At 33.9% G+C, this 17,704-nt stretch carries 11 protein-coding genes; 8 read left to right on the top strand and 3 right to left on the bottom strand.

Annotated elements, in window-relative coordinates; all coding sequences use genetic code 11:
* Positions 1-94: 94 nt before the first annotated feature.
* Positions 95-1,144, bottom strand: a complete 1,050-nt coding sequence (locus tag MJQ71_RS12160; RefSeq protein WP_238806894.1) for a quinone-dependent dihydroorotate dehydrogenase — start codon at positions 1,142-1,144, stop codon at positions 95-97.
* Positions 1,145-1,585: 441 nt separating this feature from the next.
* Here MJQ71_RS12160 and MJQ71_RS12155 point away from each other — a divergent pair, with 441 nt between their 5' ends.
* The 4 genes from MJQ71_RS12155 to MJQ71_RS12140 all read left to right on the top strand — a co-directional run bounded on the left by MJQ71_RS12155 (position 1,586) and on the right by MJQ71_RS12140 (position 8,289).
* On the top strand, positions 1,586-2,197 hold the full coding sequence (locus MJQ71_RS12155) for a TetR/AcrR family transcriptional regulator (RefSeq protein WP_238806893.1): 612 nt from the start codon (positions 1,586-1,588) through the stop codon (positions 2,195-2,197).
* A 54-nt stretch (positions 2,198-2,251) separates the two neighbouring features.
* Positions 2,252-3,601 (top strand): TolC family protein, encoded by a 1,350-nt coding sequence (locus tag MJQ71_RS12150; protein ID WP_238806892.1) that lies wholly within the window; start codon positions 2,252-2,254, stop codon positions 3,599-3,601.
* A gap of 59 nt (positions 3,602-3,660) precedes the next feature.
* A complete protein-coding gene (locus tag MJQ71_RS12145; RefSeq protein WP_238806891.1) occupies positions 3,661-4,788 on the top strand; it encodes an efflux RND transporter periplasmic adaptor subunit in 1,128 nt (375 codons plus the stop codon).
* 69 nt (positions 4,789-4,857) lie between these two features.
* The gene (locus MJQ71_RS12140) at positions 4,858-8,289 is read left to right on the top strand and encodes an efflux RND transporter permease subunit (protein ID WP_238806890.1); all 3,432 of its coding nucleotides are present in this window, start codon (positions 4,858-4,860) and stop codon (positions 8,287-8,289) included.
* Positions 8,290-8,359: 70 nt separating this feature from the next.
* On the opposite strand, the gene MJQ71_RS12135 is transcribed toward MJQ71_RS12140, so the two are convergent.
* Positions 8,360-10,402: an LruC domain-containing protein gene (locus MJQ71_RS12135; protein WP_238806889.1), complete on the bottom strand. Its 2,043-nt coding sequence runs from the start codon at positions 10,400-10,402 to the stop codon at positions 8,360-8,362.
* Positions 10,403-10,610: 208 nt separating this feature from the next.
* Positions 10,611-12,644, bottom strand: a complete 2,034-nt coding sequence (locus MJQ71_RS12130) for an LruC domain-containing protein (RefSeq protein WP_238806888.1) — start codon at positions 12,642-12,644, stop codon at positions 10,611-10,613.
* Positions 12,645-13,381: 737 nt separating this feature from the next.
* On the opposite strand from MJQ71_RS12130, the gene sucD reads away from it, so the two are divergent.
* From sucD to MJQ71_RS12110, 4 genes are all read left to right on the top strand, one after another.
* Positions 13,382-14,257 (top strand): succinate--CoA ligase subunit alpha, encoded by an 876-nt coding sequence (sucD, locus tag MJQ71_RS12125; RefSeq protein WP_238806887.1) that lies wholly within the window; start codon positions 13,382-13,384, stop codon positions 14,255-14,257.
* An 87-nt stretch (positions 14,258-14,344) separates the two neighbouring features.
* A complete protein-coding gene (locus MJQ71_RS12120; protein ID WP_238806886.1) occupies positions 14,345-15,499 on the top strand; it encodes a DUF4271 domain-containing protein in 1,155 nt (384 codons plus the stop codon).
* Between the two features lie 88 nt (positions 15,500-15,587).
* The gene (locus tag MJQ71_RS12115; protein WP_238806885.1) at positions 15,588-16,373 is read left to right on the top strand and encodes a uroporphyrinogen-III synthase; all 786 of its coding nucleotides are present in this window, start codon (positions 15,588-15,590) and stop codon (positions 16,371-16,373) included.
* A 190-nt stretch (positions 16,374-16,563) separates the two neighbouring features.
* A complete protein-coding gene (locus MJQ71_RS12110; protein ID WP_238806884.1) occupies positions 16,564-17,505 on the top strand; it encodes a PorP/SprF family type IX secretion system membrane protein in 942 nt (313 codons plus the stop codon).
* Positions 17,506-17,704: the final 199 nt, after the last annotated feature.

The following is a 17,704-nucleotide window of genomic DNA, read 5'->3' as shown; positions in this document are numbered from 1 at the left end:
TTGTTTATTTATTAGTTTCATTAATCGCAAAAAAAATATCATTCATAAACTGAATGATATTTTTTATATGATTAATGTGTTTATAATCAATGGTTTATGGTTTTTTTGATTGTTTTAAAATTCCTTCACAAATTTCTTTCACAATGGAAGGACCTTCATAAATGAAACCTGAATAGACTTGTACTAACGATGCTCCTGCCTCTAATTTTTCAATGGCATCTTGAGCGGAATATATGCCACCGACACCAATAATTGGGAATGCTTTATTTGATTTTTCAGATAAATATCTAATTACTTCTGTTGAGCGATTCGTCAGAGGTTTACCACTCAGTCCGCCTGCTCCGATTTCGGCAATAGTTTGGTTATCACTAACCAAATTTTCTCGACTGATAGTTGTATTGGTTGCAATTACACCTGCCGTTCGTGTTTCTTTAACGATTTCGATGACATCATCTAATTGTTCATTCGTTAAATCTGGGGCGATTTTAAGCAGAATCGGTTTCGGTTTTGATTTTCGACCGTTGTCTCTCTCCAAAACTTTCAAAATGTATTTTAAAGGTTCTTTTTCCTGTAAATCTCGTAAACCTGGTGTGTTTGGTGAACTTACATTGACTACAAAATAATCAACATAAGGATAAAGGTCGTTGAATGCTTTGAGATAATCATAAACGGCATCGTCGTTTTCAGTGGTTTTATTTTTACCAATATTACCTCCAATAATAATTTTCGATTTTCTTTTACGCAATTGATTTGCTGCTTCCAACGAGCCTTCATTGTTGAAACCCATGCGATTGATGAGTGCTTCATCAGGTTTAAGTCTGAAAAGTCGGGGTTTGTCATTACCAAGCTGTGGGCGAGGAGTGACCGTTCCGATTTCTATAAAACCAAAGCCAAGATTAGCAAGTTGGTCAGTCCAAATGCCATTTTTATCGAATCCTGCGGCTAATCCAACTGGATTTTTAAAGCGTAATCCAAATACTTTTCGTTCAAGGCGAGCGTCTTTTTTCTCATAGATTAGCCTTAAAATTGAAGGCATAAATGGAAATAGACAAACTAATTTTAGTGTTTTCATTACAATGTAATGAATTTTCTCAGCATCGTAGCGAGTCAGGTTTGGAAAGACAAATTTTTTATAAAAACTCATTTAAAAAGGTTGCCTCAACGACAAGTTTTGTTTGTTGTAAAACTGATGATAATTGATTTTTGGTGTACAGCTAAGTAGAACTATAGATAGGATTACAAAATTACAATTTAAGAACAACTTTTCCTCGAAAATTTCCTGATAACATTTGTTGTATTATATCAATATTGAAAAAGTACAATTATTTGTTTTGTAGATACAATATAAGTACTTGTTGTTTTTTATTAAAATTCGCTTTATCCTGTTAAAAAGAAGCTTTATACCTTAAATAATGCACTTTATCATGTTTGTTTTTTAAAATATTAATTAATGAAGTTTTTTTGTAGTGTAAAGGTGTATTCTATAAAAAATTATAAAAACTTTGAACCTTTTGAAAGTTTCCATAGTTTCTGTTATTGTAAACCAATATAAAAATGATGTAACCGAATCATTTCAAAAACAAAAATGGAAGTTAGGGAACGTATATTAAAGGCTGCTGAAGAACTTTTTATGAAGTTTGGTATTCGGAGTGTTACGATGGATGAAATTGCTTCAGAACTCGGAATTTCAAAAAAAACAATCTACCTGCATTTTGAAGATAAAGATGCAATTGTGCATGAAGTGGCTACGATAATCATGGCTTGTGACCAAATCGAAAGTAACCGAATTTATGAAATTGCTGAAAATCCAATTGATGAAGTATTTAGAGAGATTGAAATGTTTAAAAACCATGCCGCAGCTCTCAATCCTGTTGTGGTTTATGATTTAAAAAAATATTATCCCAAAACGTGGCAATTATTTCAACAGCACAAGCAAACAATTTTCTTAGAGCTTGCAAAGCGAAATTTAAAGGAAGGAATTGAACAAGGGCTTTATAGAAGTGAAATAAATATTGAAATCTTGTCAAGATTACGAATTGAAGAGATTGATTTTACCTTTGACCAAAGTATTTTTCCTCACGAAAAATTCAATCAATTTGATGTTCAGAAGGCTTTTATTGACCATTTTTTAAGAGGAATTGTAACCGAAAGGGGATTAGAAATTTACCATAAATATACCAAAACTGCTCAAAATTAAACAAGATATAATCACACATTTCAAACCAGAGTAATAATTAAACAACACAGAAATATGAAAATAAAATACCTAAAAGCGGCGTTTCGCTTACTTTTGTTGATTTTAAGTAGCACCGCTTACAGTCAACAATCGTTTTCATTAAAAGAGGCGGTACAATATGGCCTGAAAAATCATCTCACGGTAAAAAATGCTGAATTAGAGATTTATGCTGCGGAAAATACAATTAAACAAGTAAAAGTAGCGGGTTTACCTCAAATCTCTGGGCAATTTCAGTACACTGCCAACGTGATAGTGCCAACTCAGTTGATAGCTGCAAAAAACTTTAATCCGCAAGCAGCAGAAGGCGAAGTTACAAAATTTAAGTTTGGTGTGCCATGGGGTGGCCAAGCTGGAGTTGGTGTCAATCAGTTGATTTTTGATGCTACTTGGTTGGTTGGTTTAAAGGCGGCTCCCGTATATCGTGAATTAGCTCAACGCAGCGTTACAAATTCTAAAACTGCTGTTGCAGAAAATGTTATGAAAGCCTATTATTCGGTGTTGGTGGCCGAAGAAAGAAGTAAAATTTTGGGCTTGAATATCAACCGTTTGGATACACTTCTTCGTGAAATTAAGATTATGAACGAAAAAGGTTTTGTGGAAAAACTAGATGTTGACCGTTTACAAGTGCAACGCAATAACCTCGTTACGGAAACGATTAAAGTTCAGAATTTAATTCAATTGTCTTATGGTTTACTTAAATTCCAGATGGGAATAAAGCAGCAAGAATCAATTACATTGAAAGATAAACTTTCAGAAACGGATGTAAACTTGTTGCAATTGCCTGAATATCAAGGGGTTGATTATGGCGGTCGAATTGAATATTCAACTTTGATGACGCAACGTAAATTGACAACGTTGGATATTGAGCGTATTCAAAAAACGGCTTTACCAAAATTGTTTTTCAGCGGTTCGCTTGGTGCAGGACATAGCAATCCACGTTTTAATCCGTTTGAGCGATGGTTTCCATCATCATCATTAAGTTTGGGAGTTCAGATTCCGATTTATGATAGTGGTTTGAGAAAAACTCAAATTCAGCAACAAAATATTGCTCTCACACGCATTGACCAAAGTGCCTTATTGCTTCGTGAATCATTTGAACTACAAGCAACACAAGGCATTATAAGTTTGAAAAATGGACTTGAAACACTCAAATCTCAAAAAGCTAATATGGAATTGGCTCAAGAAATTGTGCGAGTTTCAAAAATTAAATATCAAGCGGGAGCAGGTACAAACATCGAAGTCGTGAATGCTGAATCATCATTGAAAGAAGCTCAAACGAATTATTTTGCTGCGTTGTACGATTTACTCATTGCAAAAGTTGACTTAGATAAAGCCATGGGCAAATTGTTAGTTGATGGCCAATAATTCAAGCACATTTTATTTATTACAAAAACGTTTTTAAAGAATTTTTAAAAAGTATTTATATGAAAAACACATTATTTATTTTATCAGCGGTAGTGATTTTGGTATCTTGCTCGAAAGGAGGAGATAAAGTTTCTGAAAAAAGAGCTGAATTAGCCAAACTTGTAGCAGAAGAAAAAACGATTTCTGCAAGTATCAAAAAACTTCAATCTGAGTTAGATATTATTGACCCAAAGAAAGAGATTGAAAAAGTAATTGCGGTAACAGTCTCGCCGATTACTTCGCAAACATTTAAGCATTTTGTTGAAATTCAAGGAAGAGTTGATGCTAAAAACAACCTTTTCGTATCACCTCAAATGGGCGGTGCTATCACGAATCTTTATGTAAAAGAAGGAGATTTTGTAAAACAAGGACAATTAATAGCAACAGTTGATAATTCAATTTTGAAACAATCAATTCAAGAAATTGATGTTCAGTTAGGAACAGCTAAAGTTTTCTACGAAAAACAAAAATCACTTTGGGACCAAAAAATTGGTACTGAAATTCAGTTTATTCAAGCAAAAGCAAATGTTGAAGCTCTCGAAAAACGTTTGGCTACATTGCAAACACAAACAAGCATGACGAAAGTTATTGCTCCTATCAGCGGTTTTGTTGACGAAGTAAGAATGAAAGCTGGCGAAATGGCTGCTCCTGGTTTAGGCATTGTAAGAATTGTAAACTCTGATAACCTAAAAGTGGTAGCACAAGTAGCTGATACTTATGCGAGTACAATCAAACAAGGTGATGTAGTTAATGTGAAATTTCCAGATTTAGGAAAAGAAGTAACAGCAAAACTAACATTTGTTGGACAAACAGTAAATCCTGCTTCAAGAACATTTACGGTTGAGGCGTCTATTTCTAAAATTGACCCGCAATTAAAGCCTAATATGACTGCTGTTTTGAATATCAATGATCAAGCAAAAGGTAATGCAATTATTATTAACCAAAATTATATTCAGCATACAGAATTAGGCGATATTGTTTATGTTGCTGTTACTGAAGGTGCAAAGAAAGTTTCTCGTAGCCGAAAAGTAACGACTGGTGTGACTTACAACGGAGATATTGAGATTACTTCTGGTTTACAAGCGGGTGATATGCTCATTACGCAAGGATACCAAGACTTAGTTGACGGACAGACGGTTAATTATTAATTAACATCGAAGGGGAGCAATTCAAATAACATTAAACAATCATAAAAGCCCGTTGAAGGGTTTTGGATTATGGAAAAAGATAATTTACATGAACAAGATTTACCACACGGAAGTGGGTCAATCTACAACCTAGTTCGTTGGTTAGGTAATAACCAAACTACGGTTTATATTTTTACGATAATGATTTTTATGGCAGGTTTAGGGATTTATTTCAACTTGCCAAAAGAACAATTTCCTGATATTAAAGTACCGCAGATTTATGTTCAAACGATTTATTTTGGAACAACACCTGCTGATATTGAAAACGTAATTAACAAGCCAATTGAGAAACAATTAAAGACAATTTCTGGTGTAAAACGTATCAAATCTAATGCTTTGCAAGATGTTTCGGTGATTTTAGTTGAGTTTAATCCAGATGTAAAAGTGGAGGCAGCTCTGCAAAAAGTACGTGACGCAGTTGATAAAGCTAAACGTGATTTGCCACAAAAATTAGATAGTGGGCCGACATCTCAAGATGTAAATTTTTCGGAGTTTCCGATTATGAACATCAATTTGGTTGGAAATTTTCCGCTTGAAAAATTGAAAGGTTATGCCGAGCAATTACAAGATGAGATTGAATCTTATCCAGAAATTACGAAGGTTGATATTGTTGGAACTTTGAAACGTGAAATTCAAATAAATCTTGATTTATACAAAATGCAAGCCGCTGGGTTGACATTTTATGACATTCAAAGTGCAGTTCAAGGTGAAAATGTGAATATTTCAGGTGGAGAATTGAACGTTGACAATGTTCGTCGAACGATTCGTGTAAAAGGTGAGTTTAGTGGAGTAAATCAAATTCAAGATTTACAAATTCGTAGCTCGACAGGAGCAACGGTGCGTTTAGGTGATGTGGCCGATGTACGAGATAGCAATGAAGAACAACAAGATTTTGCTCGTTTAGACGGAAAATCTGCTGTAACTCTCAATGTAGTAAAGCGTGCTGGAGCGAACGTAATAGCAGTTTCTGAAAGAATCGAAAAGTTACTCGAAAAATATAGAGAAGACCGTTTTCCACAAGGTTTAGAAGTAAAAGTTACCGCTGATACTTCAGAAAGAGTTAAAAGCGATATTGCTGACTTGGTAAATACCGTTGTTTTAGGGTTTATTTTCGTAGTAATCGTTTTAATGTTTTTTATGGGTGTGCGAGATGCCATTTTTGTTGGGCTATCTGTGCCACTTTCTGCTTTGATTGCTTTTATACCACTTTGGTTTTCGGGCTTTTCACTCAATACAATTGTGTTATTTGCCTTTTTATTAGGACTCGGAATCGTGGTTGATGATGCGATTGTTGTTATTGAAAACGCTCACCGTTTATTTAATAGATTTAAAAATCTGAATATTAAAGAAGCAGTTGCACTCGCAGCATCAGAGGTTTTTTTACCAGTATTATCAGGAACATTAACTACAATTGCTCCGTTTTTTCCGCTACTCTTTTGGCCTGGAATTGTTGGTGAATTTATGAAATTTTTACCAATAACTTTAATTTACACACTTTTAGCGTCATTGGTTGTTGCTTATGTAATCAATCCAGTATTTGCAATTTCGTTTATGAAACGTCATAGTGAAGGGGACCACGAAGATACAAGTTTCAAAGTAATTCAACGACCAATGATTATAATGGCGGTTATTGCATTACCAGCTTATCTTATCAATGTTGGTATTGGTAATTTCGTTGTTTTGCTTGCTTTATTGTATGCTTTCAACCACTTTATTCTTACTCCGAAAGTTATTTTACCTTTTCAGGATGGAGCATTACCACGTTTCAAACAAGCATATCGTAACTTAATTTCTTGGGTTATTACAGGTTATCGTCCAGTATTTGCCGTTTTGAGCATGTTTGTACTATTAATCGTAACGTTTGTATTATTAGGGATTGTTAAGCCGAAAGTAATTTTCTTCCCAAGTGGAGAGCCAGATTATATTTATGTATATAATGTGATGCCCGTTGGAACGGATGCTCGTGTGACAGATTCGGTGACAAAAGTGATTGAAAGCAAAGTTTTTGGTGTGATAAAGAGAAATAAAGCAGAAGCTGCTATTAACTCCGTCATTTCAAACGTTGGTAAAAATGCAGGAGACCCATTCAATCCTGACCGTTCGGCTACACCGCAGAAATCAAAAGTAACGGTTGCATTCGTGAAAAAAGAATTCCGTGGCGAAATTTCTTCAGCAAAACTTTTGGAAGAAATGAGAAAAGAAATTCAAGGGATTCCAGGAAGTGAAATTTCGGTTCAACGAGAAAACAACGGCCCGCCAACTGGTAAACCAATTTCGGTTGAGATAGCTGGAGACGAATTTGATAAACTTATCGTAATTGAAAAAGAGGTTCGTAAAAGAATTTTATCGGCAGGAATTGAAGGAATCGAAGAACTAAAATCAGACTTGATTACTAATAAACCAGAAATCATTGTTGATGTCGATAAAGTTAAAGCCCAACGTGAAGGAATTAGTACTTCACAAATAGCTTTGGCGATTCGTACAGCCTTATTTGGTGCAGAAATCTCTAAATTTAGAGATGATAAAGACGAATATCCAATTCAACTTCGATTGAAAGCAAACGACCGTAATCAAATTGAAAAACTACTGAGCTTGAACATCACTTACCGTGATATGAATATGGGAGGAGTTTTGCGTCAAGTGCCATTAAATTCGGTAGCAAAAATCAGTTATTCGACAACATTTAGCCAAATCAACCGTAAAAACCAACAACGTATTATTACGCTTGGTTCGGAAGTTTTGAATGGTTACAATGCCAACGAAATTGTTGCAGAAATTCAAAGCAAAGTAATCGACCAAATGGAAGTTCCGAGTGGATATATTGTAAAAATGGGTGGCGAGCAAGAAGAGCAACAAGAATCTATGATATTTTTGTTAGGAGCTTTAGGTGCTGCTGTTTTATTGATTTACTTGATTTTGGCCACACAATTTAATTCGGTTGTTAAGCCATTAATTATTTTTGTTACGATTTTGCTTTCATTTATTGGGGTTTTCTTAGGATTTATGGTTTTTGGAATGACTTTCTCCGTAATTATGTCGGGAGTAGGTATAATTGCATTGGCAGGGATTGTGGTGAAAAACGGTATCTTGTTGATTGAATTTACCGATGAATTACGTAGTCGAGGTTATGCTCTTAAAGAAGCGATTGTCGAAGCTGGCGGTGTTCGGTTAACGCCAGTATTATTAACTGCATCAGCGGCAATTTTAGGCCTTGTGCCTTTGGCTTTTGGTGTAAGTTTAGACTTCGTAACAATGTTTACAGAGTTTAATCCTCACTTATTTTTCGGAGGTGATAGTGCTGTTTTTTGGGGAATTTTGGCTTGGACAATTATTTTTGGTCTAAGTTTCTCTACCATTTTGACATTGGTTATTGTACCTTGTTTGTACTACATCAATGAACGAGTGAGAGACAAATGGTTTCGCAAGAAAAATGTAGAGGAGTTAGTTGAAGAAACAGCGTAACTTTCTTGTATAAAACAAAAATCCCCAAGCTCATTGAGTTTGGGGATTTTTGTTTTAAGGCAAACTATTGTCATTTTAGTTTCGATAGCTTTGTGGCATTTCTATATCCAGGTTTGTTTATATACCAATCCGAGTTTGAGGAGCCTCCGCTTTGTACCCAATTTTTAAAGAAAAGATAGCCTTCGAGTATTTCTTTGCCTTCTAATGGATAAGTGAAGTTTTCGGGGATGTTTAATCCCCAAGGCAATTTGGCATCACTTTTATAAAAAGTATTTGCACCCGAATTAGAACGGTCATTCAATGAACCCAAAAGAGTCTTATTTATTTTCTGTGTTGGTGACATGTTCATCAGGTGAACTTCATTCCCTCTAGCATTTTTTTGAAAAATAAATGGATTGTAAGGAGGCGTTCCTAAAACTGACTTTTTAATCGGAGAGTTAAAAGTGATTTTTATATTTAATGTATCAGATTTTTCACTTTTAATTTGGTCAATAGCATTATCAAATGCGATGATTGTGGCATAATCCTGACCCGACTCTGTTCCATTACTCGAATTAGTGATTACTTTATAAAGCAGCGATTGCCCTGAAACACTTTTAACCAAAGAGGGAGCGATTGGCATTTGAAAACCCCAGCCATTTAATATCTTTGCTAAAATTACTTTTACATATACTTTTGCGTTTAATTCAACGATTTCATTATTGGCATTAAATACTTCTTGAAATTGATAATTGACTACTAAATCATTCATATCATAGTCACCTTTTGATGGCCACAAGTCTTCAAATGCTAATGAGCTATAAGCGTTTTTTGCTGGAATATAGTTACTGACAACCTTATTTGCATCGTTAGGATATTCATCGTCAGTATCAGCAACTCCATCGTTATCATTATCAATTTTTGTTATAATATTTGGAATGTCATCTTTACTGATTGATTTTACAGGATTTGATGTTGCAAAGAAAATAGCATCATTAAAATCATTGTCTGTTTCATCTTCTTGTCTATTTCTATCTTCAAAACATAGTAAGAGCCGATTGGTAGCTGATTCGTTTAAAGCAATCAGATGACGGCGTAAACTGCCAGTCGATTCAATATTTAAAATATCATGGCTATAATGGATATATTCGCCCTTTTCTACTTCACCTTTAGAGGTGTTAAACCCACCCGCAAATAAAACAAATCCAATACCAGTCCCAGCTTTAAATCTACCTATTTTTACTTTATCACCTGAGGTTAATCCACCACCGCTTCCATTATATGAAACGTTTGGGAAAATAATTTTAACAGTCGAAATTTCTGATTTTTTGGTTGGATGTTTGTTTAAATCAAAAGTATAAAAACCCAGTGAATTCGTCCAGTTGGTGCCTTCATGAACAAAAGTAATCCAAACATCAGCTTCTTCAGTGATAGCTAAAGTGTTCTTATTGGAAGAGTTCATGAAGTTTGGGTTTAAAATTTTAACATTTTTATGCTCTGGCAAATTGGCATTAATGTTTATCAATGACGCAGAAGAAATATCATCTCTTGTATTTTCAAGATAAGTTGGAACACCCGTTTTTGACCATTTTCCTAAAGTAGTTATTGAAAAATCATCTTCATCAGTTTCATTCGGGCTTCTAAAACTTCGTTTGTTTAGTTTTTTTTCTTGGTTATTCTCTCGCAACTCACTTGGTATTGTTTGATTCTTTCCTCCAAATGTAGCTTTTATGATATTATTATTAACGTTAACAATAAATTCACTAGGTAAGCCAATAAAGTCTGGCCGAATCGCAACTTTTTTTACATAGGTTGGAATATTCTGATTTAGTTGTATTAATCCATTTGTTGAGGTTATTCCTTTAAGCAATAATTTATCTTCGGGATAACTATAAACAGCAACGACAACACCTTTAATCGGTTTATTGGTATTATCAAAAGTGCCAATGTCAAATTTAATTTCTCCAGTTGTACTGAAATTAAAATTGGCAGGCACATTCATTTCTTCCATTTTTGTCTTTGTTGCTGTTGTGCCGTTTATAATGATATTATCATCAATTTTATTGAAACAGCTTGTCATCACAAATACAAGCGTAGCCATATAACAGATTTTATAATAGAATCTTGTTTTCATCGGAATTATTAGTTTTAATGCATGTAAGATTTATGAAATTTTACACAGCAAAAATCAAACCATTTTCCGTTTAAATTAGCTAAGGATAAAACGTAGGGTTCTTTGTTTGTATAATATTTAAAAGTTTAAAAAGGATGTAGTGCTAAAAGTAAAAAGCTCTCGTGAAGTTTTCACAGAGAGCTTTTAAAAATATGTTTAAGAATTTATTTTATTTAATATTTGACAATTTTGTTGCATCTCTATAACCTGGTTTATTAACATACCAGTCAGCATTATTAGAACCACCACTCTCAACCCAAGTTTTGAAGAAAAGATAGCCATCAAGTACTTCTTTTCCTTCTAAAGGATAGTTGAAATTTTCAGGGATATTTAATGCCCAGGGTAATTTTGCATCACTTTTATAATAAATACTTGTCCCAGAGCTAGAACGGTCATTTAATGTACCTAAAAGTGATTTATTTACTTTTTGTGTTGGTGCCATATTCATTAAATGCACTTCGCTTCCTCTGGCATCTTTTTGGAAAATAAACGGATTGAAAGGAGCTGTTCCTAGAGCTGACTTTTTAACTGGAGCACTAAACGTAATTTTCAAACTCACAGTATCTGCCTTTCCTGCTTTAATTTGGTCATTGGCATTATCGAAAGCAATAATTGTTGCTAATTCTTGGCCAGATTCTGTACCATTTGCCGAATTACTAATTACTTTGTAAAGAAGCGAATGCCCTGAAACACTCTTCACTGAAGCTGAAGTAATTGGCATTTGAAAACCCCAACCACTTAAGATTTTTGCTAAAATTGCTTTAACATAAACTTTTACATTCAACTCAGTTACTTCATTATTGGCATTATAAACCTCTTGGAACTGATAGTTTACAACCATATCATTCATATCATAGTCTCCTTTTGATGGCCATAAATCTTCAAAAGCGAGTGAGCTGTAAGCTCCTTTTGCAGGTGTGTAATTATTGATTGCTTTGTTAGGGTCGTTAGGATATTCGTCACGAGTATCACCTACGCCATCACCATCAGTATCTTTTTTACTATCAATAGTAGGAATATTGTCTAAGCTAATGGCTTTAACTGGATTTGAGGTAGCAAAGAATATCGCATCGTTAAAGTCTTGGTCACAACTTGAATCATCTCTTCTAACGTCTTCAAAAGCTAAAAGTAAACGTTTAGTCGTTGGGTCATTTAAAACAATTAAGTGACGACGTTGGTCAGACTTCGATTCTGCATTTAAAATATCATGGCTAAAATGAGCATAATTTCCATCGCCAATCTCTCCTTTTGAAGTATTAAATCCATTAGCAAATAATACAAAGCCAATACCAGTATTAGCTGGGAATCTTCCAATTTTAACTTTATCACCAGAAGATAATCCGCCACCGCTTCCACTGTATGAAACATTCGGAAAAATCATTGTAACAAAAGAAATATCAGCCATTTTGGTTGGAGGTTTACTCAAATCAAAAGTATAAAAAGCAAGTGAATTTGTCCAACCTGCACCTTCGTGAACAAACGTAATCCAAACATCTGCTAGCTCAGTAATCTTTAATGTATTTGCGTTAGAACTATTCAAATAATCAGGATTTGCTACTATGACAGACTGCCGTTCTGGTACACTTGCATCAATATTTGATAAGAAATCTGCACTAATGGGGTCTCTTGTAGTCTCAAGATAAGTTGGAACCCCAGTTTTTGACCATGTTCCAAGAGTTTTAACAGTTGGATATTTTCCACTTACACCATCAATTTCTCTCAAATTACTTGCGTTACCTTCAATTTCTCTTACTTTACTTGGAGTCGTTTGATTTTTTCCACCAAATGTAGCCTTAATTGTATTATTAGTGACATCAACGATGAATTCGCTAGGTAAACCAATAAAATCTGGTCGAATAGCTACTTTTTTTACATAAGTTGGAATACTTTGGCTAATTTGAATTAAACCAGCTTGTGAAGTTATACCTTTCAACAATAATTGGTCTTCAGGATAACTGTAAACAGAAACAGTTACACCTTTAATAGGTTTATCCGTGTTATCAAATGTTCCAATGTCAAATTTTACGTCTCCAGTTGTACTGAAATTAAAATTAGCTGGAATATTCATTTGTTCCATCTTTGTCTTTGCCGCAGTTGTGCCCCCGCCAATGAGGTTATCCTCTTCTATTTTGTTAAAGCAACTTGTTAGTCCTAAGACTAATACAAGTGTGTAAATTAATGGACTATAGTTCCTTGTTTTCATCCGAATTATTAGTTTTTTATGTTATCGTGTATTGAGTTTGATTTATTAATATCTAGCAATTATTAAACCACATATTCATGTTATATTCTTGGAAAGTATAGATTTCGATATTTGGGTATTTATCAGGTTTTTTTGGTAATAATTTTGCGTTAACGAACACATTTTTAATGGGTAAATGTGCTCGAAGAAAAAAATATTTAAAAAAATAAAGTTTGGCACGCTATTAATCAGCAAAAAATAGCCATAAATACAGTTTTTTTATTTTATTTAATATGTTTTTTTATAAACCATATTTTTTGGCACGTTATTAAACGGATACAAAAACGAGAATTTGAGAAGGCTTTTTATTATATATATTAGAATGATGATTTTAGTACAGAGAACTTAAATGTTGACTAAGAAAAAGAGGCAACTTTTTTATTAAGAGCAGAACAATTGAGCAATTATGTTTGTATGTAATAATTGTAAATTGATGAAAAAAGGTTTTTTAGACATAAATTTTTTATAAATAAAGAAGTTATTGTTGTTTAATGAGACCTTTTTAACATTCGTCAAAAAAAACATTTAAAGTTTTCAAAGAACTATAAAATTTTAGCAAAAATATTTTTTATTGCAAAGTGTTGATTATTAAGTATTTATACGGAAAATCGTTGGCTAATTGCTTACAAATAATAACTTTTTTTTGTACTTTTCTCATTTCAGACTACTTTTACATAAAATTCAAAATACACGAAATAATGAGCGTTCTTGTAAATAAAAACTCCAAAGTAATCGTACAAGGTTTCACTGGCTCGGAAGGTACATTCCATGCAGGTCAAATGATTGAATATGGCACAAATGTCGTTGGCGGAGTAACGCCAGGCAAAGGTGGTCAATTACACCTCGACCGTCCTGTTTTCAATACTGTTGAGCAAGCAGTAGTAACTACAGGAGCAGATGTCTCAATTATTTTCGTACCGCCAGCATTTGCAGCTGATGCAATTATGGAAGCAGCCGACGCTGGAATTAAAGTAATCGTTTGTATTACTGAAGGAATTCCAACCAAGGATATGGTAATGGCGAAGTCTTATATTCAAGGTAAGAAAGTTACTTTGATTGGGCCTAATTGCCCAGGAATTATTACTGCTGAAGAATGTAAAGTGGGAATCATGCCAGGATTTATCTTCAAAAAAGGCACAATCGGTGTGGTTTCAAAATCAGGTACGTTAACTTATGAAGCAGTTGATCAATTGACAAAAGTAGGTCTTGGACAAACAACGGCTATCGGAATTGGTGGCGACCCAATTATTGGTACTACAACAAAAGAGGCTGTCGAGCTTTTAATGAATGACCCAGAAACAGAAGGTATCGTAATGATTGGTGAGATTGGTGGTGGAATGGAAGCAGAAGCAGCTAATTGGATTAAAGAATTTGGTACTAAACCAGTTGTTGGTTTTATTGCAGGACAAACTGCACCGAAAGGTCGTCGTATGGGTCATGCAGGAGCAATCATTGGTGGTGCTGATGATACTGCTGCAGCTAAAATGAAAATTATGGCCGAATGTGGAATTCACGTGGTAGCTTCACCTGCTGATATTGGTGCAACAATGTTGAAAGCTCTAGGAAAGGCATAAGAAATCAGATTATTGATAAAAACAGAAGGTCAGACTTAACAATCTGACCTTTTTTGTTTAATTTTGCAAAAAAATCAAAGAAAGCGTTTGAAGAAGATTCTTTACATAGTTTTGTTACTCATTTCGTCAAAATTGTTTGCGACCAACGTTGGACCAAACAATCAATACTTTTTGGTACACGACTATCACGATGATTGGCAGGTATATAATGATAAGATGAAAACCTATATTCCTTATATTACTGAGCAACATTTGGGCTACCCTTCACACACCGTTTTTTGCGATATTCAAAGTAATAGAGGATATAATTTATTAGTATTTGCCAAGAAAGCAGATAACTTCCTGTTTATTAACGGGTCGCTCCGCCAAAAAATACCAGTTGGCAAATGGATTGTATTAAGTGTTGATAGCCTTTATCGAGCCTACGAACAACCAATTATTTATATAACACTTTATGGTTCTAATAATATTGATGATAAGAACCTTCTTCTTGGATATAAACGTTCGTTGAATCAAAAACCAATTGTCTTATCCGAATCAGGAATTTCTGCGAAGCCACGTACGCCTGCTCCATACCGAAATTATATCGTATTGGTGTCGATGTTTATTTTAGTCATGTTTTCATATTTATCGAATTCATACGTAAGGGCTTTTCAGCGGTATTACAACTTTAAAGATTTGTTTAATACATTGGTCAGAGAGCAGTCTTTCCTAATAAACAAACCACTCAACCGAATGAATATGATGTTCATTATTATGTTAAGTTTGATTATTGGCTTGTTTTATATGCTCTTACAAAGCAAAGGAATGTATGTATTTGGTGGAAGAACTATATTGCAAGAAGGAGATACACTAGGCGTTTTACTCTCTAATTATTTGAGAATATGCTTGGCTATATTTGTGTTATTGATGATAAAATATTTTCTAATTAGCCTTTTAGGACAATTGTTTAACTTAGAAAAAGTTGTTGATTTACACTATTTCAAGATTATACAATCATCAATCTTGTTTTATACAACCTTAGTTTTGATACTGCTAGTGTTATTTATGTCGTATTTTCCACATGATTTTAACTGGCAAGTTTATTTATTTACACCCATTGTTGTTTTTTATGTAATAAGATTTTTCATTTTATATTTTACGATAATTCGAAGTATCCCCATACAAAGTCTTTATTTAATTTCGTACCTTTGTATTGTCGAATTATTGCCCGTTATTCTTGGTATAAGGTTTGCCATATAATGACATATTTTCACAGAAAGACTCTGTTGATTCTATTGTTGAAACTAATACAGAACAGTAATTTTGTACTTGAAAACCCGCAATTTGGATGAGTGAAGTAACAGAAAAAATAAATCAAGAACGCCTCCGTAAAGTTGAGAGCATTTTAGTAACACAGGCGAGACCTACTGACGAAAAGTCTCCATATTTTGAGATGGCCAGAAAGTTTAATCTCAAAATAGATTTTCGTTCTTTTATTGAAATAAAAGGCTTAGACCACAGAGATTTTCGCCGCCAAAAAATTGATATTTTGGCCCATACGGCCATTATCCTAACTAGCCGTAATGCAGTAGATAATTTCTTCCGCATTGCGAAAGAAATGAGAATTGAGATTCCGATTGACATGAAATACTTCTGTATTTCGGAACAAACAGCTAATTATTTGCAAAAATACATAGTTATTAGAAAACGTAAGATTTTTGTTGGTCAGAAAACAGCAGCAGATTTGGAAGCTTTGATTTTGAAACACAAAAATGAAAAGTTTCTGTTTCCTTGTTCAAATATTCGTAGCAACGATATTCCTAATCTAATGAATCGCAATGATTTACATCTGAGCGAAGCAGTTATGTATGAAACTGTTCCGTCTGATTTATCAGATTTGACGGAAGTGTTTTATGATATTATTTGTTTTTATAGCCCATCAGGAATTACATCTTTAGACCATAATTTCCCTGACTGGAAACAAAACAATACCCGTTTAGCCGCTTTTGGGCCAACTACTGCAAAAGCCATTAGAGATGCGGGATATATATTAGATATTGAAGCCCCACTGCCAAATGCTCCATCAATGACAGGAGCTTTAGAGTTGTACATCAAAAAAGCAAACAATATTTAAAAAAAATAAGTTAATAGGCTAAATCATAAGTTTAGCCTATTTTTTTTCGTTATGGTATTTAGAATACAAATATTTACTTAAATTGCCAATAGAAAATAAGTAGAATACTTATCCGAAATAAAATATTGTTTTGCGTGCAGTATTTACACTATATTATACCTTTTTGGTTATTGATTATTCTTAGCCCATTATGAAAAAAATTTACTATATAATTTTGTTTGTAGCATCATTCGCAGCAAATGCCCAGCAAGATGCTCAATTTAGTCATTATATTTATAATCAGCTATTTGTTAATCCAGCTACGGCAGGTTCTGAAAACGTAACACGTTTTCAAGCCATTTATCGTACACAATATTTAGGCTATCAGAGTACATTTGATGATGGAGGAGCTCCAGTTTCACAAGTGATTTCAGCTAATATTCCATTAAAAATGATAAAAAGTGGGGTAGGAATTACGTTCGTCAACGATAAAATTGGAGCAAGTACCCAACGTGATTTTAAGCTATCTTATGCTTATCAATTGCCATTAGGAAATAGCCAACTAGGAATTGGAGTAAGTGGAGGTTATTTTGCAAAAGGCATTGATTATGGCCGTTTACGTCCGAGAGATGAAAGTGACCCTCTTTTAGCAACAGGTAGAGTAACCCAATCGGTTATTGATGTAGGAGCTGGTATCTATTTGAATAACCCTTCTTACACCATTGGTTTATCGATGAACCATATCAATCAACCTACTTTTGGACTAGGAACAAAAGATGCAACTAATAGACTTAAAAGAAGTGCATATTTAACAGGAAGTTTACTGATTGGGGTTTCATATACAATTGATGTGAGTCCAATGTTTATTCTTAAATCAGATTTGAGTACAATTTCGGCAGAAGCTGGAGCAACCGCAACTTATGATAGCAAGTATTGGTTAGGAGCAAGCTATCGTAGTGGAGATGCGGTAACTGGACTTTTAGGAGCTAATTTAATGAATGGAAACATGAAAATAGGTTATGCAATAGATGTAATAACTGGGGGCAAAAACGCAAAAAGTGCTACTTCACATGAGGTATTATTAAGTTACACTTTAGCGGCACTAAGAGCTGGAAAAAAATCAATTGTACGTACACCAAGGTATCGCTACTAATAAGTTTTATTAAAATATATAAAAGTGCAATGAAAATTGTTTAATTTCGAATTTGAAGAAAATCTACTTTTGGATATTAATTAGTAATCAAATCATGATTTTGGCATAATTTATGCCGTTTAATCATAAAACTACTCCATACCCGATACTCATCTAATAGGTGAGTGAAGTAAATGTCACATTAATCAATAAAATAGTA

Source organism: Emticicia aquatica (assembly GCF_923079645.1).
Taxonomy (GTDB): Bacteria; Bacteroidota; Bacteroidia; order Cytophagales; family Spirosomataceae; genus Emticicia; species Emticicia aquatica.
This window is presented reverse-complemented; position numbering and strand designations above follow the sequence as displayed.